This window comes from Promicromonospora sp. CA-289599 (assembly GCF_050936155.1).
Lineage (GTDB): Bacteria > Actinomycetota > Actinomycetes > Actinomycetales > Cellulomonadaceae > Promicromonospora.
The window spans coordinates 2,824,137-2,842,943 of the sequence record NZ_JBNJNI010000001.1; the positions used below are offsets into that span (position 1 = coordinate 2,824,137).

At 73.7% G+C, this 18,807-nt stretch carries 15 protein-coding genes; 7 read left to right on the top strand and 8 right to left on the bottom strand.

From position 1 onward, the window contains the following. The first annotated feature begins 1 nt into the window (after window position 1). The 3 genes from ACQEVI_RS12570 (at window position 2) to ACQEVI_RS12580 (ending at window position 4,654) form a co-directional block, all read left to right on the top strand. Window positions 2–451: a pilus assembly protein TadG-related protein gene (locus tag ACQEVI_RS12570; protein WP_432899006.1), complete on the top strand. Its 450-nt coding sequence runs from the start codon at window positions 2–4 to the stop codon at window positions 449–451. Further along, on the top strand, window positions 451–3,654 hold the full coding sequence (locus ACQEVI_RS12575; protein ID WP_432905913.1) for a LysM peptidoglycan-binding domain-containing protein: 3,204 nt from the start codon (window positions 451–453) through the stop codon (window positions 3,652–3,654). The genes ACQEVI_RS12570 and ACQEVI_RS12575 overlap by 1 nt, the downstream gene beginning before the upstream one ends. Before the next feature lie 142 nt (window positions 3,655–3,796). Beyond that, on the top strand, window positions 3,797–4,654 hold the full coding sequence (locus tag ACQEVI_RS12580; protein WP_432899009.1) for a rhamnogalacturonan acetylesterase: 858 nt from the start codon (window positions 3,797–3,799) through the stop codon (window positions 4,652–4,654). A 3-nt stretch (window positions 4,655–4,657) separates the two neighbouring features. On the opposite strand, the gene ACQEVI_RS12585 is transcribed toward ACQEVI_RS12580, so the two are convergent. The 7 genes from ACQEVI_RS12585 to hemE form a co-directional block, all read right to left on the bottom strand. Then, window positions 4,658–4,972 carry a hypothetical protein gene (locus ACQEVI_RS12585; protein ID WP_432899012.1) on the bottom strand — a complete coding sequence of 105 codons (315 nt, stop codon included), beginning with the start codon at window positions 4,970–4,972 and terminating at the stop codon, window positions 4,658–4,660. 114 nt (window positions 4,973–5,086) lie between these two features. Beyond that, complete coding sequence (gene hemL, locus ACQEVI_RS12590; RefSeq protein WP_432899015.1) at window positions 5,087–6,454, bottom strand: glutamate-1-semialdehyde 2,1-aminomutase; 1,368 nt, start codon at window positions 6,452–6,454, stop codon at window positions 5,087–5,089. Window positions 6,455–6,540: 86 nt separating this feature from the next. Beyond that, entirely contained in the window at window positions 6,541–7,485 is a 945-nt protein-coding gene (gene hemB, locus ACQEVI_RS12595) for a porphobilinogen synthase (protein WP_432905916.1), read from the bottom strand. 134 nt (window positions 7,486–7,619) lie between these two features. Further along, window positions 7,620–8,438, bottom strand: a complete 819-nt coding sequence (locus tag ACQEVI_RS12600; RefSeq protein ID WP_432899018.1) for a uroporphyrinogen-III synthase — start codon at window positions 8,436–8,438, stop codon at window positions 7,620–7,622. Then, window positions 8,435–9,475, bottom strand: a complete 1,041-nt coding sequence (gene hemC / locus ACQEVI_RS12605) for a hydroxymethylbilane synthase (RefSeq protein ID WP_432899021.1) — start codon at window positions 9,473–9,475, stop codon at window positions 8,435–8,437. The genes ACQEVI_RS12600 and hemC overlap by 4 nt, the downstream gene beginning before the upstream one ends. An 86-nt stretch (window positions 9,476–9,561) precedes the next feature. Then, entirely contained in the window at window positions 9,562–10,962 is a 1,401-nt protein-coding gene (locus tag ACQEVI_RS12610) for a protoporphyrinogen/coproporphyrinogen oxidase (protein WP_432899024.1), read from the bottom strand. A gap of 79 nt (window positions 10,963–11,041) precedes the next feature. Beyond that, a complete protein-coding gene (hemE, locus tag ACQEVI_RS12615) occupies window positions 11,042–12,127 on the bottom strand; it encodes a uroporphyrinogen decarboxylase (RefSeq protein WP_432899027.1) in 1,086 nt (361 codons plus the stop codon). A 49-nt stretch (window positions 12,128–12,176) separates the two neighbouring features. On the opposite strand from hemE, the gene ACQEVI_RS12620 reads away from it, so the two are divergent. The 3 genes from ACQEVI_RS12620 (at window position 12,177) to ACQEVI_RS12630 (ending at window position 16,311) form a co-directional block, all read left to right on the top strand. After that, window positions 12,177–13,655 carry a glutamyl-tRNA reductase gene (locus ACQEVI_RS12620; RefSeq protein ID WP_432899029.1) on the top strand — a complete coding sequence of 493 codons (1,479 nt, stop codon included), beginning with the start codon at window positions 12,177–12,179 and terminating at the stop codon, window positions 13,653–13,655. Window positions 13,656–13,827: 172 nt separating this feature from the next. Continuing rightward, window positions 13,828–15,201: a hypothetical protein gene (locus tag ACQEVI_RS12625; protein ID WP_432899030.1), complete on the top strand. Its 1,374-nt coding sequence runs from the start codon at window positions 13,828–13,830 to the stop codon at window positions 15,199–15,201. A gap of 246 nt (window positions 15,202–15,447) precedes the next feature. Then, window positions 15,448–16,311, top strand: coding sequence for a hypothetical protein (locus ACQEVI_RS12630; RefSeq protein ID WP_432899033.1), 864 nt, complete (start codon window positions 15,448–15,450; stop codon window positions 16,309–16,311). 23 nt (window positions 16,312–16,334) lie between these two features. Here the strand turns inward: ACQEVI_RS12630 and ACQEVI_RS12635 are convergent, their stop codons facing one another. Then, window positions 16,335–17,699 (bottom strand): CoA transferase, encoded by a 1,365-nt coding sequence (locus tag ACQEVI_RS12635; RefSeq protein WP_432899036.1) that lies wholly within the window; start codon window positions 17,697–17,699, stop codon window positions 16,335–16,337. An 88-nt stretch (window positions 17,700–17,787) separates the two neighbouring features. Here ACQEVI_RS12635 and ACQEVI_RS12640 point away from each other — a divergent pair, with 88 nt between their 5' ends. Further along, window positions 17,788–18,612 carry a DUF5926 family protein gene (locus ACQEVI_RS12640; RefSeq protein ID WP_432899039.1) on the top strand — a complete coding sequence of 275 codons (825 nt, stop codon included), beginning with the start codon at window positions 17,788–17,790 and terminating at the stop codon, window positions 18,610–18,612. Window positions 18,613–18,807 lie beyond the last annotated feature (195 nt).

The window sequence follows — 18,807 nt, forward strand, 5'->3', positions numbered from 1 at the left end:
CATGTGGTGCCTGAGACGCTCACCCACGACCGAAAGCGGCACCCACGAGCGGGGTTCGGTGTCGTCCTGGCTGGTCACGTCGACGTTCGTGATGATCCTCGGCGTCGGCATCGCCGTCGACCTGACCGGGCAGGTCCACGCGCAGCAGCGCGCCCGCGACGTCGCCTCGCAGGCCGCTCGCGTGGGCGGGCAGCAGCTCCAGGGAGGAGCCGCTCTTCGCGGTGAGGGCGCGCAGGCGGACGCGCACCAGGCCGCCGTCGCCGCCCGCACCTATCTCGTCTCGACGGGCATGACCGGGACGGTCACCGTGCCTGGGGGCGTCCGCGTCGTGGTGCGGGCCGAAGACGTGTACCAGACCAAGTTCTTGTCGTTCATCGGCCTGAGCTCCATGCCGGTCTCGGGCGAGGCAGAGGCTCGCATCGTGCGGGCCGTCGGAGGGATCGAGCAGTGATGCGTCGTCTGAAGGGCCTGCTGGCACTGCTGGTGATCGTGGGGGTGACCGTCGGCCTCCCGTTCGTGCTGCTCGCGGTCGGCGCCGACCCGTTCAAGGCAGATGTGCCGTCGTTCGAGTCAGTGGTCGACATGCTGACCTCGCGGGACGACGGCACGATGTTCATGGTCGTGCTGCAGGTGGTCGGCTGGCTGGCGTGGGCCTTCCTCGCGTGCTCGATCCTGGTCGAGCTCGTCGCGCAGCTGCGTGGCGTCCGCGCGCCCCGGCTCCCCGGGCTGCAGCTGCCGCAGAGCGCCGCCCGCGGCCTGGTCAGCGCGATGCTGCTCCTGTTCACCGCGGTGCCGATGGCCAACGCGGCGGTCCTGCCGGCCGGTGCGGCACCGGTCATGGAGGCGCGCACGGTCTCGGTGTCCGCACCCGCGGTGGTGGAGGCTCCCGCGGAGCGGACGGCGGCGCCGACACGCGAGGCGGCCGCCGAGCAGACCGCACCTGCGACCGTCCAGCACACCGTGGTGCGCGGCGACACGCTGTGGGGCCTGGCCGAGGCCTACCTGGGTGACGGGCACCGGTTCCGGGACATCGTCGAGCTGAACCAGGAGCAGCTCGCCGACAACCCGGCCTTCCTGACGACCGGCTGGGTCCTGACGATCCCGGCGGCGCCTGACGCTGCGCCTGACGCGGACGCCGGTCACGATGACGAGCGGGACGGCGCCGACAGGTCCGTGGTGGTCGAGCGGGGCGACACCCTGTCGGGCATCGCCGCGGAGGAGCTCGGCGACGCCACCCGGTACCCCGAGCTCTTCGAGGCCACGCAGGACGTCGACCAGCCCGGCGGCGCCCACCTGACCGACCCGGACCTGATCCATCCGGGATGGACCGTTCAGGTACCGGGCGCCACGGAAGCCGCGCCGGCGTCCGCCCCGCACACGACTCCGGAGCGCAGAGCACCAGAGCCGAAGCCGGTGACCCCGGTGGAGGCGACGGCGGAGCACGCGGCGTCGACGCAAGCGGAGGCACCCGCGTCGTCGTCGGCCGAGGCGCCGCGTACCGGGGCAGAGACCCAGCGGCCGAAGGTTGCTCCTGCCCCCGCCTCTGCACGGCAGGGCGAGGCCGCCGCCGAGCGGCAGGCAGACACCGTCCACGACGAGGTGGCGGACGACGGCCTGTCCGACGAAGTGCCCTGGCAGGTCGCGACCGCTACCGGCGTCGGGACGATCCTGGCCGCAGGCATGCTCGCGGTCCTCGCGCGCCGCCGCAGGGACCAGCAGCGGCTGCGCCGCCCCGGGCAGCGCATCCCGCTTCCCGCCGGCAGCACCGCGGTGTTCGAGCAGACGATCCGGGCCGCCGCCGACCAGATGTCGGTCGAGACCGTCGACCTGGCACTGCGTTCCCTGGCGAGCCTGTGCGTCGAGTCCGGTCGCCCGCTCCCCGTGGTCCGTGCGGCCCGGCTCACCGCCCAGGCCTTCGAGCTGTACCTCGAGGAGCCGACGCTCCTGCCCCAGCCCTGGCGCGCCGCTGCTGACTCCACGGTCTGGACGCTCGACGTCAGCGACCTGCGACGGCTCGCCCCGGTGGACCCCGCCGTCGTCCCTGCCCCCTACCCGACGCTCGTCACCATCGGGTCCGACGACGACCAGGGCCACGTCCTCCTCAACCTCGAGCACCTCGGGGCACTCGGGATCACCGGCGACGACTCCGCCACCCTCGAGATCCTCGCGGCCGTCGCCGTCGAGCTCGCCACCTCCGTGTGGGCCGACGATCTCCAGGTGACCCTCGTGGGCGCGTTCCCCGACCTCGAGGACACGATGCGCACCGGTCGCATCCGCTACCTGCCGAGCGTCGGCCGGATCATCGAGGACCTGACCCGGCGCGCGCACGCCGACCGCGCGGCGCTCGCGGCGCAGAGCGTGCCCGACCTGTACTCGGCCCGGGTGACCGGTGCGGTGCCCGACGCCTGGGTGCCGGAGATCGTGCTGCTCGCCGACCAGGTCTCCGACACGGAGCGCGCGCGCCTGACCGAGCTGATGGACGTCCTGCCGCACGTAGCGCTCGCGACGATCACCGGCGGCACCAGCGTGGGCGAGTGGGCCCTCCAGATGCTGCCCGGGCAGGAGCTTGCGGTCCTGTCGCCGACAGGCCTGGAGCTGCGCCCGCAGCGGCTGCCGTCCGAGCAGTACGGGCACCTGCTGCGGCTCGTCACCTTGGCGGACCTCGGCGAGCTCGAGGGGGCGGGGCAGTCCGAGCCGAGCGTCGCGGAGGTCGAGGCGATCAGGCCCGTGCTGGAGCCGCGGACCGACACCGCAGAGGTCCCGATCGTGCCCGCTTCGCTGGTGGAGCCGACTTCGCTGGCCGAGCCTGCCGACCCCTACGACGGCGAGCCCGCGCCCGACACGCTGGAGGTGCCGATCGTCGCGGATCCGCGGGCGGAGCCGTCGGGTGGCACGCCCGGGATCCTCGCACTCGGCACGGTGGCTCTCCGGAACGCGACCGGAAGCGTGGAGGACGGCCACCGTGCGCGCCTGCTGGAGTTCGCCGCCTTCCTGGCGCTGCACCCAGGGGTAACACGGACGGAGATCGACGACGCGGTCTGGCCCGAGCGGACGGGCACCGACAATCTCGCCGTGCGCAACGCCGCGACGTCGCGACTGCGGCGCTGGGTCGGGCAGGATCCTGACGGGCAGGACTACCTGCCCCGGCACCAGGCCGACGGTGGGTACGGGTTCCTCCCGTCGGTCACCACCGACATCGGTACGTGGGACCGCCTGCTGGCAGGAGATCCGCTGGAGGCCTCGACGGAGCATCTTGAGGCAGCCCTCCCGCTGGTGCGGGGTGTTCCGTTCGAGGGCGCGCACGGCCGCCGCTACGCGTGGGCCGAGCCGGTCCGGCAGCGCCTCGTCGCAGAGATCGTCGACGCGTCGTACGCGCTCGCGAAGCGGCGACTGCTGGAAGGTCGCTGGCGTTCGGCCGAGGAGGCCGTCGCCGTCGGGCTGCGGGTCGAGCCCGCGCAGGAGAGCCTCTGGCGCGTCCGGATCCTGGCCGCGCACGAGAGCCGGGACGCCGGGGCCGAGACCGAGGCGATCGAGAGCCTGCTCAGCATCACCGAGCGCCTCGAATGCGATCTGCAGCCCGAGACGGAACAACTTCTGGCGGCGCTGAAGAGGCCCGGTGCCGGCTTCGACCGACTCATGGTCGAGGCGCTCTGACGAGAACGTCCCGGTGGAGTGGTTCGCCTGGCCCGAGGCTGCGGCCCTGGCTACGGCCTATAAACGGCGCTGACCAGCAGGGAGATCGGCTATCTTTCGTCCTGGACACCCCAGGTTCTTGCACGAGAGGCACCCCACAGGCATGGCCGCCCCGATGACCCGTCGCTTCATGCTCGCCGCACTTGTCGCCGGACCGCTCGTTCTCACCACGGCGAGCGCGGCACCCGCGGCCGCTCCCGCTCGTGAGCCGGCGATCCGCGCCGTCGCCCGGACGGCAAGGGAGCAGCACCCGCTCCGGATCCACATCGCCGGCGACTCGACCGCCGCACAGAAGTACGCTCCCGCCGCCCCCGAGACCGGCTGGGGCATGGCGCTGCCCTGGTACGTCGCGGCCCGGACGGAGGTGCTCAACCACGCGATGAACGGGCGCAGCTCCCGGACCTTCGTCGAGGAGGGGCGCCTCGCCGAGATCCTGGCCGACCTCCGCGCCGGCGACGTGCTGCTCGTCCAGTTCGGGCACAACGACGAGAAGTCGGACCCGCTGGTGCGCACCGACCCGTGGACCACCTACCAGTCCTTCCTGCGCCTCTACGTCGACGGCGCGCGGCAGCGGGGTGCCGTGCCGGTGCTGCTCACCCCGACGGAACGGTGGCGGTTCGACGACGACGGCAACGCCGTCGCGACCCACGGGCGCTACCCGGACGCGATGCGCGCGCTCGCCGCGGCCGAGGGCGTTCCCCTGATCGACATCACCGCGCAGACCATCGCGCGGTGGCAGCAGCTCGGGCCTCAGTCCAGTCGGCTCGATTTCCTGCGCACCGCGGACGGCTTCGAGGACAAGACGCACTTCAACGCCGCGGGCGCGGGCGTGGTGGGGCAGATGGTGGCGCGAGGGCTGCTCGCCACCGGGGTCCTCGCCGAGAATGCGCTGCGCCGTCTCGACGAGGACGTCCCGGCGCCGTGGTTCACGTGGCCGGAGAAGGTCCCCGCCGTGGCGTGACGGTCAGCGCGTCAGGTTGCCGATGACGATGGCGACGACGGCCACCGCTGCCCAGAGCACCAGGCCCCACCGCCACCAGAGGTTCAGCGTGAGCTTGTTGGGCGCGTCGAGCTGCATGGCCTCCTCGTCCGAGAGCGGCCGCGTCGCCCACCCGGCCTCGGTGGCTGTCGCCAGGCTGTACCTGAGGCCCCACGAGACCCGCAGCAGCCAGAACAGGTGGAAGTACGAGTAGCGCAGCACCAGGGCTCGCCCCGCGTCGAGCGGCGCAGTCTTGCTCTTGCTGCCCCAGCCGAAGAAGACCATGTTTCGTTCCCTCATCTCGAGCCCCGCGCACGGTGCGCAGGGCTCGCAGATTGTGACAGAACATGGCATAGCGGTCAGTGGGTAGACCTCCCCACGGACCGTCGGCCGCCACGCGGATCCCGGGACGGGTCAGGCGGACGCCGCCGCCGCGCGGGCTGCCGCCGGGAGGGCGTCGAGGATGCGTGACACCGCGGCGTCGTCGTGCGCAGCGGAGACGAACCAGGCCTCGAAGACCGACGGCGGCAGGTTGACCCCGGACTCCAGCATCGAGTGGAAGAGCGGTGTGTACCGGTACGTCTCGGCAGCCTGGGCCTGCGCGTAGTCGCGCACGCCCGACGCCGCGGCGAGCGGGCCGAAGAACACCGAGAACAGGGAGCCCGCTCGCTGCACGCGGTGCTCCACGCCCGCGGCGGACAGCGCATCGCCGACGGCGTCGGACAGCACCCGCGACACCTCGTTCACGCGGGCGTACACGGTGTCGTCGGCCAGCCGCAGGGTCGCCAGACCGGAGGCGACCGCCACCGGGTTACCCGACAGCGTCCCCGCCTGGTAGACGGGTCCGAGGGGCGCCAGGTGGTCCATGATCGACGCCGGCCCACCGAGCGCGGCCACCGGCATGCCGCCGCCGACCACCTTGCCGAACGTGAACAGGTCGGGCGTGTAGCCCTCGCCACCGGCGGCGCGGATGGCCTCGTTCTCGAGCCCCCACCAGCCGGACGGGCCCACGCGGAACCCGGTGAGCACCTCGTCCATGATGAACAGCGCGCCGTGCGTCGCGGTGATCCGCCGCAGGCCCTCGTTGAACCCCTCGGCGGGCGGCACCACGCCCATGTTCGCGGGCGACGCCTCGGTGATGACGGCGGCGATCTCCGAGCCGCGCTGCGCGAACGCGGCCTCGACGGCCGCGAGGTCGTTGTAGGGCAGCACCAGCGTCTCGGCGGCGGTCGCCTCGGTCACGCCCGCCGAACCCGGCAGTGCGAGCGTCGCGACGCCCGACCCGGCCTCCGCCAGCAGCGCGTCCATGTGCCCGTGGTAGCAGCCGGCGAACTTGACCACGAGCGGTCGGCCCGTGAACCCGCGCGCGAGGCGGATCGCCGTCATCGTCGCCTCCGTGCCCGTGGAGACGAGGCGGACGCGCTCGGCGGCGGGCACCCGGCGTCGGACCTCCTCCGCGAGGTCCACCTCGGCGACCGTCGGGGCGCCGAACGACAGGCCACGCGCGGCGGCGTCCTGCACCGCGGCGACGACCTCGGGGTGCGCGTGCCCCAGCAGCGCCGGACCCCAGGAGCAGACCAGGTCCACGTACTCGCGCCCCGCGACGTCCGTGACGTACGGGCCGCTCGCCGACGCGAGGAACCGCGGGTCGCCGCCCACGCTGCCGTAGGCGCGGACCGGCGAGTTCACGCCGCCCGGGATCGCGCCCTGCGCACGCAGAAAGGCAGCGTGGTTCGCCTCGGGCGCCCGCCGCAGACTCTGGCTCTCGACCGCTTCGCTCATGCCTGTCCTTCTCGTTGAGTGCTGGGTATTTGTGGCCAGGGTGGGTGCTGGGCCACAAATACCCAGCACCCAGCACCCAGCGGAGGTCAGCGGAGCCAGCCCGCCAGCTCCAGGGCCCAGTACGTGAGGATCACGTCAGCGCCCGCTCGCTTGATGCTCGTCACCGACTCCAGGACTGCCCGGTCCCGGTCGATCCAGCCGTTCGCGCCGGCCGCCTCGATCATCGCGTACTCGCCCGACACCTGGTACGCCGCCACCGGCACGTCGCTCCGGTCGGCGACCGCGCGCAGCACGTCCAGGTACGACCCGGCGGGCTTCACCAAGACGATGTCGGCGCCCTCGGCGAGATCCAGGTCGGCCTCACGCAGACCCTCGCGGCTGTTCGCGAAGTCCATCTGGTACGTCTTGCGGTCGCCCTTGAGCTCCGAGTCCACGGCCTCGCGGAACGGGCCGTAGTAGGCGCTCGCGTACTTGGCGCTGTAGGCCAGGATGCTGGTGTCGAGGAGGTCGGCGTCGTCCAGGGCGTCGCGGATCGTCGCGACCTGGCCGTCCATCATGCCCGACGGCGAGATGACGTCCGCGCCCGCCCTCGCCTGCGCCACCGCCATGGAGGCGTAGCGGGCCAGCGTCGTGTCGTTGTCCACAGCCCCTGTGGACGTGAGGACGCCGCAGTGGCCGTGGTCGGTGAACTCGTCCAGGCAGGTGTCCGCCATGAGGACCGGGGTGGGCGCGCCCGCGGGGACCTCGTCCAGCACCTTGCGCGACGCCCGCAGCGCCCGCTGCAGGATCCCGTCCTCCGCGTCGGCCTGGGAGCCGGTCGCGTCCTTGACCGTCGGGATGCCGAACAGCATGACGCCGCCCAGCCCCGCGTCCCGTGCGGCCCGCACCGCGTCCACCAGGGACTCCTCGGTGTGCTGCACCTGCCCGGGCATGCTCGTCAGCGGCGCGGGCTCGGTCAGCCCCTCCTTGACGAAGAGGGGCAGCACCAGGTCGGCCGGGTGCAGCCGGGTCTCCGCGACCAGGCGGCGCATGCCGGGTGTGGCACGCAGGCGACGCGGTCGGTACACGATCCCGGTGGAGCTCAAGGTGTCCTTCTCTCTGTTCGGCTCGGTCGAGTTGTCAGACGCTCAGGTCACCAGCGTGACCTGAGCGTCTGACAGGTCCATCAGGTTCTGACGAGTGCCTCGGTCACGGCGTCGGCCAGGGCCTCGTCCGTGGGTTCGGCCGCGGTCGCGAGCACCGTGTGCCCGACGGCTCGTGCGGTGCCGGCCGACGGCTCACCGATCGCGACCACCCGCTGCGGACCCAGCTGAGCCGCGACCTGGCGGGCCGCCGAACCCGAGGCGACCACCACCACGTCGTACGGCCGGCGCAGCTCCGGGGGGAGCTCGCGCGTGACCGTCCGGTAGGCCGTCACGACGTCGACGGCCCAGCCCTTGGCCACGACGCCCGCGCGCAGGGTGTCGGAGGCGAGGTCGCCGAGCGGGAGCAGCACGCGAGGCTCCTGGCCGCCGGCGCGGAACGTGTTCGCGGCGGTCGCGGCGGGGAACACGTCGGCGAGCCCGGCACCGGTCGCGACGTCGGGCACCAGGTCGACGGACAGCCCGCGGGTGGCCAACGCCTGCCGCGTGGCCGGCCCGACGGCGGCCCACCGGACAGGGCCGACGGCGGCCAGGTCGGCCGGGTCCGGCGTGCGGCCCCCCTCGGTGTCGTCCGTCGCAGGCCCCAGCAGTGCGTCCACCGCGTTCACGCTCGTGACCGCCACCCAGTCGTACGCGCCCCGCGCGAGGCGCTCGCGGGCGGCGCCGAGCTCCGCCAGGTCCTCGACCGGTGCCCTCTCGATCACGGGCGCCGCCACGGCGTCGAGCCCTCGCTCGCGCAGCAGCGCGAGCAGCCCGGCGGCCCGTCCCGGCGAGCGCGCCACCAGCACCGTGGGCTGTCCGGCGGAATCAGCCGGCTCGGTGGGGAAGACCGCCTCGGTCACGCCTTCTCCGGGACGGTCGCGCTCAGCGGTGCGAGCCGCTCCGCGCCGTCGGCCAGCAGATGCTCGGCCACGGAGGCGCCCAGCGCGCGGGCGGCGTCGTCCAGGTCCTCGGGGGCGACGTCCGGGGAGAGCTGCGTCTCCCCGCTGCGGGACATCTGCTCCGTGCCGTCCACGGCGGCGACCACGGACCGCAGCCGGAGCACGGTGCCGGCCGCTGTCGCGTGGGCCCCGACGGGCGCGGCGCAGCCGGCCTCCAGCCGCGCCAGCACCGAACGCTCGGCGAGCACGGCCAGGCGGGTCGGGCGGTGGTCGAGCAGGTGGATCGCATCGGCGAGGCCCTGTCCCACGGCGTCGGCGGGGGACACGAGGTCGGCCGTGCGGACCTCGACGGCGAGCGCGCCCTGGCCGGGTGCCGGGGCCACGACGTCGACGTCGAGCACCTCGCTGATCACCTCGGTGCGGCCCAGCCGGGCCAGGCCCGCGTAGGCGAGGACCACTGCGTCGAGGTCGGCTTCGGGGCCGAGCGCGCGGTTGAGCCGGGTGCCGACGTTCCCGCGGATGTCGACAACCTCCAGGTCCGGCCGGGTGGCGCGGATCTGCGCGGCGCGCCGGGGTGAGCCGGTGCCCACGCGACCCCCGCGGGGGAGCGTCGCGAGCGTGAGACCGTCGCGCGCGCACAGGGCGTCGCGCGGGTCGGCACGCTCGGGCGTCACGTAGGTGAGGTCAGGCGCGGGGGTGGTCGGCAGGTCCTTGAGGGAGTGGACGGCGACGTCGCAGCGGCCGTCGAGCAGCGCCTCGCGCAGGGCCGTCACGAAGACCCCGGTGCCGCCCAGGCTGGCCAGGCTGCCCGTCTTCACGTCGCCCTCGGTCCGGATGTGCACCAGCTCGACCGGCCGGCCGGTCAGCTCCTCCAGGCGCTTGGCCACCAGACCGCTCTGGGTGGTGGCGAGGGCGCTCGCACGCGTACCGAGACGGATCGGCGCGGCGTCTCCCGGGACGCTTCCTGGTGTGCTGACGGCGAGGGGGGTCGGGGTCACTATCCCAGTCTCCACCCGAACCCCCGCCTGGAGGAAACGCGGCGGCGTATCTCACAGCCTTGCTGGCGGACTGTCAGAACGTTCTGTCAGAACGCGCCGTTCCGGGCCGTTCCGGGCTCGCCGAACCGCTCCGCCGTGCGCCGCGCGTGCCCGACGATCGCCGCCAGACCCGTGCCCGCGATCCAGCCGCCCGTGGCGTCGATGCCGGGCTCGGCCAGCACCGCCTGCTCGAACTCCTTGATCGCGGCGCGGTAGGCGGGCGTCGGCGGGGGCAGCGATCCGTCCCAGCGCTGGTGCAGGCTGTCCCGTACCCGACCGGTCAGGTCGACGCCGAGCAGCGCCGACGCGTCGCGGGCGGCCTCCTCGGCGGTGGGCGCCGGCGTCGGCTCGCCCATGCGGCCGTAGCTCAGCCGCACCACGTGCCACCCGGGCCCGACGGCGTCGCGCACCCGCCGGGCCAGCCACGGCCACTTCGCCGTCGCGTGGGTCAGGGCCTTGGCGCGCACGGCGCCCGGTGCGGTGCCGGGGGCCACGAGCATCCCGGAGCCGCGCGGGGCGGCGTCCAGCTCCGGCGCCTCCAGGAGGAGCGTGACCAGGCGGATGTCGGCGCCGCGCTCGGGAGCGGGCGGCAGGGCGAGCCCGCCGGCCGCGGGCAAGGGACCGAACTCGGGACGGGTCGCGAGCACCAGCCGCGGCGCGCGCAGCACCTGGCCGTTCCCGGTGCGGACCAGCCAGTCGACGTCCGCGCGCTCGACGCCCACCACTCGCGCCCCCGGCCGCACGTCCAGGCGCTCGACCAGGGCGTCCACCAGCGCGTGGACACCGCCGTCGATCCCGCGCACCGCCGATCCCGGGGGCGCCGCGGCTCGCAGCGACGCCACGGCCCGCGAGAGGGACCCGGTCCGCGCGTACGCGTCCAGCAGCCCGGGCGCGACGGCGGCGACGTCGAGCCGGTCGAGCGGCGCCGAGTGCACCCCGGCCGCGACCGGCGTGACCAGCCGGTCCGCCACCCGGGACCCGAGCCGCGACCGGGTGAGCGTCCCGAGATCAGTGGTGTCGACGAACCGGGCCGGCAGCACCCGGTCCAGCGACCCGCGCAGCACGCCGGGCCAGCCGATCGCGCGCCGCACGTCCGCCGCCCACGGCCGCGCGGGGATCCCGAGCACCCCGGCGGCGGGCAGCGGGAACGCCCGTCCGGCGGCATAACCCCAGGCGGTGAGCCTGGCCGGGGCCTCGACGGTGAGGCCCAGCTCCTCCGCCAGGTCCTCGACCACGCCGCCCCGCACCGCGAACGACTCCGCGCCGAGATCCAGCGGCACGCCCGGCAGCGCGGCGAGGGCCCCGCCCCGGATCGGCCCGCCGGCCTGGTCGGCGGCCTCCAGCACGACGACGCGCAGCCCGCGCACCGCGAGCGTGTGGGCGGCGACGAGCCCGCCGATCCCGGCCCCGACGACGACGACGTCGGCAGCCCCGGTGATCCCGGTCATCTGGACCGACCGAGGCACGACCATGCAGTTGCTGCCAGGCCGGTCCCGATCTTGGCAGCAACTGCATGGTCAGCCCTGGTCATAGCGAATGAACCAGCTCGACCACGCGGGTCAGTACCGTCGGGTCCGTCTCGGGCGGCACGCCGTGACCGAGGTTGACCACGTGCCCGGGCGCCGCCGTCCCGCGGGCGACCACGTCGCGCACGTGCGCCTCCAGCACGTCCCAGGGCGCGGCCAGCAGAGCGGGATCGATGTTGCCCTGCAGGGGCACGCCGGGCAGCAGGGCGGCGGCCTCGTCGAGCGGCGTCCGGTAGTCGACGCCCACCGCGTGGTCCACCAGGCCCGCGGCGACCAGCACGTCGCGCATGGCGGGCAGCAGGTGGCCGGTGCCGGTGCCGAAGTGGATGGCGGGCACGCCGGCGTCCGCCACGTAGGCGAGCGCACGCGTCGACGACGGCGCGACGCGCGACGTGTAGTCCGCGAGCGAGAGCGAACCCGCCCAGGAGTCGAAGAGCTGCACGGCGCTCGCGCCCGCCTCGACCTGCGCCCGGAGGAACGCCCCGGTGAGGTCGGCGGTCCAGGTGACGAGCGCGTCCCAGGTCGCGGGGTCGGCGTGCATCAGGGTGCGCGCGGCCAGGTGGTCGCGCGACGGCCGGCCCTCCACGAGGTACGCGGCGAGCGTGAACGGCGCCCCGCCGAACCCGAGGAGCGGCGTGCTGCCCAGCTCGGCGACGGTCAGCGCGACCGCCTCCCGGATCGGGTCGAGGGCCGCCTCGTCGAGCGTGCGTGAGGTGAGGCGGGCGACGTCGTCCGCCGTGCGGTAGGGCTGGTCCATGACGGGGCCCACCCCCGCCTTGATGTCCACGCCGACCCCGGCGAGCTTGAGCGGCACCACGATGTCCGAGAAGAAGACGGCGGCGTCCACCCCGTGCCGGCGGACGGGCTGCAGCGTGATCTCCGACGCGAGCTCCGGCCGCAGGCACGACTCGAGCATGCCCGTGCCCTTGCGCACCTCGCGGTACTCGGGGAGGGACCGGCCGGCCTGGCGCATGAACCAGACGGGCGTACGGCCAGGACGATCACCCCGGAGGGCCTGCACCAGGGGTGCGGCAGAGGTCCGCCCGTCAGCGAGCGGATGAGCAGGGGCAATCGTGGTGGACTTCACGCTTACCGATTCTGCCCTGCCGCGCCGGGGTGCATAAAGTTGGAGCACTGTGGTTCTCCTCTCCCTCACCGCCAGCCACCGCGAGCTCGACCTCGACGCGCTGGAACGCCTGTCCACGGGTTCGTCGTCAGTGGGTCGTGTCGTCGTGGGTTCGTGCGGCCCCGTCGCGGGCGCCGTCGTGATCTCCACGTGCAACCGCTTCGAGCTCTACCTCGACGTCGACGCCCCGCTCAGCGGCGACAGCGTGCGGCACGCGACGCGCCACGTGGCTGAGCTGGTGGCGCGCTCCTCGGGTGTGACGGGCGACGTCGCCGCCCGCAGCTTCACGGTCCGCACCGGGCCGGAGGTCACCGAGCACCTGTTCGCCGTGGCGGCGGGCCTGGACGCGATGGTCGTGGGCGAGCGCGAGATCGCCGGCCAGGTCAAGCGCTCGCTGGCGGAGGCCCGCGAGCAGGAGACCACGTCCAAGACCCTCGAGCTGCTCTTCCAGACGGCGTCGCGCACCTCCAAGCGGGTGGGCACCGACACCGAGCTCGGTGCGGCAGGCCGGTCCGTCGTCGCCCTCGCGCTGGATCTCGCCGAGCGCGAGCTGCCGCCGTGGGACGGCACGCGCGCCGTGCTCATCGGCACCGGCTCGTACGCCGGCGCGTCCGTCGCGGCCCTCCGGGCGCGCGGCTGCGACGACATCCGCGTCTACTCGCAGTCCGGCCGCGCCGAGGCCTTCGCCGAGTCGCACGGCGTGCAGCCGGTGGACTCGCTCATCGAGGCACTGGCCGACGCCGACCTCGTGGTCAGCTGCAGCGGCGCTCGCGGCCGCGCGGCCGCCGCGCAGGCGGAGTCCCAGGACGAGCGGCTCAGCGCCACGGTGGCCGGGGACCTCGGCGGCTCGACGGTGCTCCCCGGCCTGGTGACCGAGAACGGACCGGAGGCGAGCCTCGGTCACGTCCTGGACGCCGCCGCGCTGGTCCGCGCGCGGGAGCGTGCCGCTGACCGCGCCGGCGACGAGCCTGAGCCGAGGCCGCTGGTCATCCTGGACCTCGCGCTGCACCGCGACGTCGACCCGGGCGTGGCCGACGTCGAGGGCGTCCTGCTCTTCGACCTCGCCACCCTGAAGGCGCACGCCCCCGCCGTGGCGCACGACGTCGTCGCGCAGGCGCGGCGGATAGTGGACAGCGCCGCGCGGCGCTTCGAGGAGACCCGCCTGGGCCGGGAAGCCGACGCCGCGGTGATCGCCCTCCTGGACGAGGCGGAGGTCCGGGTGGTCGCCGAGATCGAGGAGTCCGTCGCCCGGCTCACCGCCGAGCTGGCCGCACGCGGGGTGCCCGGCCCGGACGACGTCGACGTCGACGTCATCGCCCGCGAGGTCCGCAAGCGCGTGCACGCAGAGCTGCACGACAAGATCGTCGACGTCCGGGCGCAGGCCACCGCCGAGGCGCGTGCCGCGGAGGCCGCCCTCGTCCAGGGTGCGGAGGCGCTGACGATGGAAGCGTCCGCCCACCGAGACGCCGGTTCCTCCCGCCGCCGATAACGCCGCACGCGATAACTCGCGGAACAAGCGGGACGGACCGGTTTCTAGGGTCCAATTCGGCCATCGTTACCAAACCGTAACAAGGGTGATTTTATTCACCCGGGGGTGAGGGCTAGGTTCGGTGGCTCAAGGACCGAACGCGCTCATGCGCAACGAGATGCTGGAGCAACTCTTGAAGCACGCAGCACACAAGAAGAAGACCGTATCGGCGGGTGCGCGGACCATCGCGACCGTCGCCATCGCAACGGCGGCCACGAGCATGGCCGCCCCGGCAATGGCCGCAGAGGCCTCGCCGCTCGACTCGCTCGGTGACCTCGGGACCACCGCCGAGGGCCTCAAGTCGAACCTCCCTGCCCTCTCGTCGACGTCGATCGACCTGAGCGAGCTCACGAAGGCCGCGCCCGTGGCCGACGCCGTGGTCAAGGAGCTGCCCGCCTCCATCGCTCCCACCACCGCCCTCGCGCCGAACTACGAGCCGGCCCAGTTCGTGTCGGGTGCCCTCAAGGGCGCCGCACCCCAGGCCGTCTCGGGTGTCGTGGGTGGCGTGACCGACGGCTCCGCCGTCTCCGGTGTGACCGGCTCCGCCCGGTCGGCCCTCTCGAACGTGCTCGGCGGCAACGTCGTCGGCACCGCTACCGGCGTCGTCGGTGGGGTCGCGGGTGGCGCGCTGCAGGGTGACGTCGTGAACGGCGTCGGGGGTACCGCCACCGGTGCGGCCGGCAGCGTGGTCAACGCCGCCACCGGTGTCGCCGGCGGGGCCGTCGACACCACGACCGGCGCGGTCGACGGCGTGCCGTCCACCGTTGCCGACGTGATCCGCAACCTGCCGAACGTCCTGGGCGGCGTGACCGCTCCGATCGCCGGCCTCACCGCCAACCTGCCGGGCGTGCTCGGTGGCGTGGGCGGCGTGGTGAACAGCGTCGTGTCGCAGGTTCCGGGCGTGGTCGCCGGCGTTCCGGGTGTCGTCGCCAAGGTCACCACCCCGGCCGCCGGTGTGGTCGAGAACGTCGTGGGCGACGTCGCGGTCGACGGCATCGTCCGGCCGGTCACCACCGAGGTCGTCCCGGGCACGGTCGGTTCCGTGCAGGGCAGCGTCGTCCCGGGCGCCACCGCGGCCGTCGGCAACGTGGCGGGCTCCGTCGTCCCGGGTGCCGTCGGCGCCGTGACGGGTGACGTGGTTCCGGGCGTCGTGAACGACGTCGCGAAGCCGGTCGTCGGGGACGTCGTCGTCGGCGGTGTGGTCGAGGACGTCGTCAAGGACGACGTGGTCGGCAGCGTGGTGGAGCCCGTCGTCAAGGACACGGTCGTCGACGGCGTCGCCAAGCCGGTCGTCAAGGACGTCGTCGTGGACGGCGTCGCCAAGCCGGTCGTGGACACCGTGGGCAGCGTCGCCAAGCCCGTCGTGGACACCGTGGACGAGACCGTCGAGGGTGTCGCCGGCGGCGCCGTGACGGACACCGTCGGTGGCGTCACGGGTGCCGTGGACGGCCTGACCGGCGGTGCCGTGAGCGGCCTCACCGGTGGACTGCTGGGGGGCAACTCCTGAGCTGAGAACAAGAGGACCCCAGCCTCTTCGACCTTGACGTAGCAGGGTGGAGCGCCATTGGCGCTCCACCCTGTTTACGTTTTCCGGAACTTTGTCAAGGTTCCATCTATCTGTCTGTTGTTACCGGATCGTTACCACCGCTACCGCTTTTTCCGATGCACCCCTTTTTCCTTCTATTCCCGATCCGGTAACGTCGTGGCGTCCCCGGTCCCGGGCAGTTGTAGTCGACCAGCTGGAGCAGCTCTCATGAAGCACGCCGCCGTCAAGCCTTCGTCCGTCGCCAAGACCGCGGCCTCCCGCGTCGTGGCGACGATCGCGCTCGCCACCGCTGCGACCGCCGTCGCCAGCCCGGCGATGGCGCACGACGGCGGTGGCCGCGACGGTCACCACGGGCACTCCGCCGACAACGACCGTGGCTACGACGGGGGTTACGACCGCGGCCACGGCCACGACCGCGGCCACGGGCGGGACGCCGGAGCCCCGCGCTCGTACGCGCCGTCCGCCTACTCGGAGCCGAACTACGACGTGCCGCAGTACGGCTCCCAGCGGGGCGACTGCGACCGCGGTGCCGAGACCATGAGCCAGACCGGCTCGCAGGGCCGGGACGACTGGCAGGGCGGCTGGGGCGAGCAGGACCGCGAGCAGGTGCGCGAGGCCATCCGGGAGCACCTGAACGAGGCCGCGGCGCCCGCGCCGAAGCCGGAGGACGTCGCCCCGCGGCCCGCCGCCCCCGAAGCGGAGGCCGCGCCCGAAGCGGAGGCCGCGCCCGTCAAGAAGGCGGAGCCGGTGGTGGCCGAGGTCGCCGCCCCCGTGCAGGACGTCGCGCCCGAGGTGTCCGAGAGCCTGGAGCCGGCGGCCGTCCAGGCCCCCGGACAGCAGTGGCAGGGCAGGCCGACAGCGGCCGATACCGCAGGGGCCCAGCTCACCGCCTACGTCCCGTCCGAGAGCGAGCAGGAGGCGTCGGCCCTCGCCGGCGTCACGCTGGATGCCCCGGCCCGGCTCTCCACCACCGGCGCCGAGGCGGCCGCGCTGACGGCGGCGGCCGGCGCCCTGGTGATCGGTGGCGCGGGCTCGCTCCTGGTCGCGCGTCGCAGCCACGTCCGCGTCTGACCCTCTCTCGCCCCGCCACGGCTCTACCTCGCCGGGGTGGGACGCCAGATCGGGGCGTCGGTGCCCCACCGGTGTGCGGGGTGCGCGTAGTCGTCGTGCCCCGGGAGGGCCGGGCGCGCCGTGGTGACCCCGGCGTGGGTCACCGTCGCGCGCGCCGACCCTTCGACAGGCTCAGGACGGCGGACCGGCGCGGCGGCCGGGTGCAGCGGGTCCCGGCCCGGCAGGTCCAGCAGCCAGGCCGCGGTGCGCGCGAGGGATACCGAGACGTCGAGGTCCGGCCCGTCGTCGGCACCGGTGAGCGCGTCGACGATCCCCGCCGCGAGCAGGTAGCCGGAGGTGTGGTCGAGAGCCTGGGCGGGTAACGCCCCCGGCGCCCCGTCCTGGCCCTCCAGCAGGGCTATACCGCTCGCGGCCTGCACTATCGAGTCGAACCCCCGCCGGCCGGCCCAGGGTCCGGTGCCGCCCCATGCGGAGACCCTGCCCGTCACGACACCGCGCGGTACCTCGAGCCCGAGCCCCTCGATCGCACCCGGCCGATAGCCGGTGACCAGCACGTCGGCCGCTTCCAGCAGCTCCTGGGCGGTACGGCGGTCGCCGCCGTCCCGGAGGTCGAGGACGGTGCTGCGCTTGCCCTGCCCCGAGTCGAGGTGCTGCCACTCGATCTCCGCGGGGACCGGTGGGTCGACGCGCAGCACGTCGGCGCCGAGCAGGGCGAGCGTCCGCGTGGCGACGGGGCCTGCGATCACGCGTGTGAGGTCGAGCACCCGGACGCCGGCGAGGGGTGCGGCCCCTCCGCTCGGCAGGGGCTCCGCCACGCGGCGTCGTCGGGCACCCGTGGGCTCGGCCCGCTGCGCGGTCCGTACCAGGGGGCCCGACGACGCCGCGCGTCCCGGCGCCGACGTCCGCCACTCCTGCTCGGTCCGTACGCGCGCCACTATCGCGCCACCGCCCCGTTCCGGGCCCGTCGCAGGGTCGGCCGCGCGGTCCTCCAGCTCCTGCCCCGCGAGCTGGGTGAGCCGCTGGGCCAAGGCGGGGCGCCCGACGTCGTCGGGCAGGCCGACGAGGGTGGTCAGGCGTGCCCGGTGGTGGGGATAGTTCGCGTGGGTGCGGACCCAGCCGTCCGAGGTGCGGAAGAAGCCGGAGAGCGGAGCGAACGCCTCCATGGGGCGTCCGTCGAGCGCGAAGACCTGGTCGGAGGCGAAGGCCGCGGCGACTCTTGCTGGATCGAGGTGGACAGGATCGAGGTGGACAGGGTCGGGGCGGGCAGCACCGGACGGGACGGGCCCGCTCGTCCGGCGGTCGGCCCGGGCGGACGCGCGCTGGACGGCTCGGACGGCGTCGAGCGCGAGGTCGAGCACGGGCAGGTGTGCGGCGAGCCAGGGTTCCACCGCTCCATCATCAGCCGCGCCCGACCAGTTTCCGAAAACATCACCGGCCCGACAGAACTGGGAGCATGCGCGCGGATACACTCGCCGCATGGCCAAGAACCCCTCCTCCGACTTCGTGCTCCGGCCCTTCGAAGGTCTCCCCGGGGAGACCGACTGGGTGGCGATGCGTGAGATCGTCCCGTCAGCGACCGCGACGGCTCGCACCACCGCCGAGTACGGCTCGCGCGACGTCACGGTCGTGACGCTGCTCCCGGGGGCGTGGACCGCTCTGCACCGTGCCGACGGCACGATCCTGCTCGCCGTGCAGGGAATCCTCAGCACCGGCGACGTGAGCCGCGACCTCGCGGCGGCCCTCCTCGAGGCGCTGGAGCTGGAGCCGGGCACGGCGGTCGAGTCGGGTGAGCTGCCGGGCGAGGGCCCGCGCCTGCAGGACGTGCTCGACCTGAGCGTCCCGTTCGAGGTCACCGTGCACGAGACGTTCGACTTCTGGCTCGACCCGAGCGCCGAGATCACGCCGGAGCTCAAGGAGAGCCTGGAGGACGCCGCCGACGGCGCGATCCCCACGGTCAAGGTGTCCTCCGTCGAGTCGGCCTACTGGTGCAGCATGACGCGCGAGTTCCTGCGCTGGGCACGTCCCGAACCGGAGGACGACCTGATCGACGCGCTCTCTCGTCTGCACGCAAAGCGCGAGTCAGGGCTAGCGGGTGGGAAGTTCGTGGGAGCGTTTCGTGCGTCCGGCCTGGTCGTACCCGTCTGGGAGCTGCCGAAGGGCACCGAGGCGGCTGATCTCGAGGGCCCCGCGACGGAGCTCGGCGAGAAGCTCGCGAAAGCACTTTCCATCAAGGAGCCGCTTGATGCGAACGAGCGACGCGCCAGAGCAGGTATCGTCTCCCGGCAGGTCACCCTGCGTTAGTCCGGACCCCCTGGCTGGTCGTTCGCGAGCGGCCCGGAACGCGTCGGCAGTCACCGAGGATCGCCACGAGCGGTCCAGGTTTCGGCAACTAGCGGACCAAGGGAGTAGGATTCCAGGGGTAAACCTTTGCACTCACCAAGCAAAGGACTATCCGGTCACCCACCAAGGCAAATCGACGCTTCAGGCAGGACAGGT

Bases quoted from the DNA above. Each gene is read 5' to 3' on its own strand.
- ACQEVI_RS12575 (WP_432905913.1), top strand. From the start codon at position 451: ATGCGTCGTCTGAAGGGCCTGCTGGCACTGCTGGTGATCGTGGGGGTG.
- hemB (WP_432905916.1), bottom strand. From the start codon at position 7,485: ATGCGCCGCCTGGTCGCGGAGACCCGGCTGCACCCGGCCGACCTGGTG.
- ACQEVI_RS12580 (WP_432899009.1), top strand. From the start codon at position 3,797: ATGGCCGCCCCGATGACCCGTCGCTTCATGCTCGCCGCACTTGTCGCC.
- ACQEVI_RS12570 (WP_432899006.1), top strand. From the start codon at position 2: ATGTGGTGCCTGAGACGCTCACCCACGACCGAAAGCGGCACCCACGAG.
- ACQEVI_RS12630 (WP_432899033.1), top strand. From the start codon at position 15,448: ATGAAGCACGCCGCCGTCAAGCCTTCGTCCGTCGCCAAGACCGCGGCC.
- hemL (WP_432899015.1), bottom strand. From the start codon at position 6,454: ATGAGCGAAGCGGTCGAGAGCCAGAGTCTGCGGCGGGCGCCCGAGGCG.
- ACQEVI_RS12585 (WP_432899012.1), bottom strand. From the start codon at position 4,972: ATGAGGGAACGAAACATGGTCTTCTTCGGCTGGGGCAGCAAGAGCAAG.
- ACQEVI_RS12640 (WP_432899039.1), top strand. From the start codon at position 17,788: ATGGCCAAGAACCCCTCCTCCGACTTCGTGCTCCGGCCCTTCGAAGGT.
- ACQEVI_RS12610 (WP_432899024.1), bottom strand. From the start codon at position 10,962: ATGACCGGGATCACCGGGGCTGCCGACGTCGTCGTCGTCGGGGCCGGG.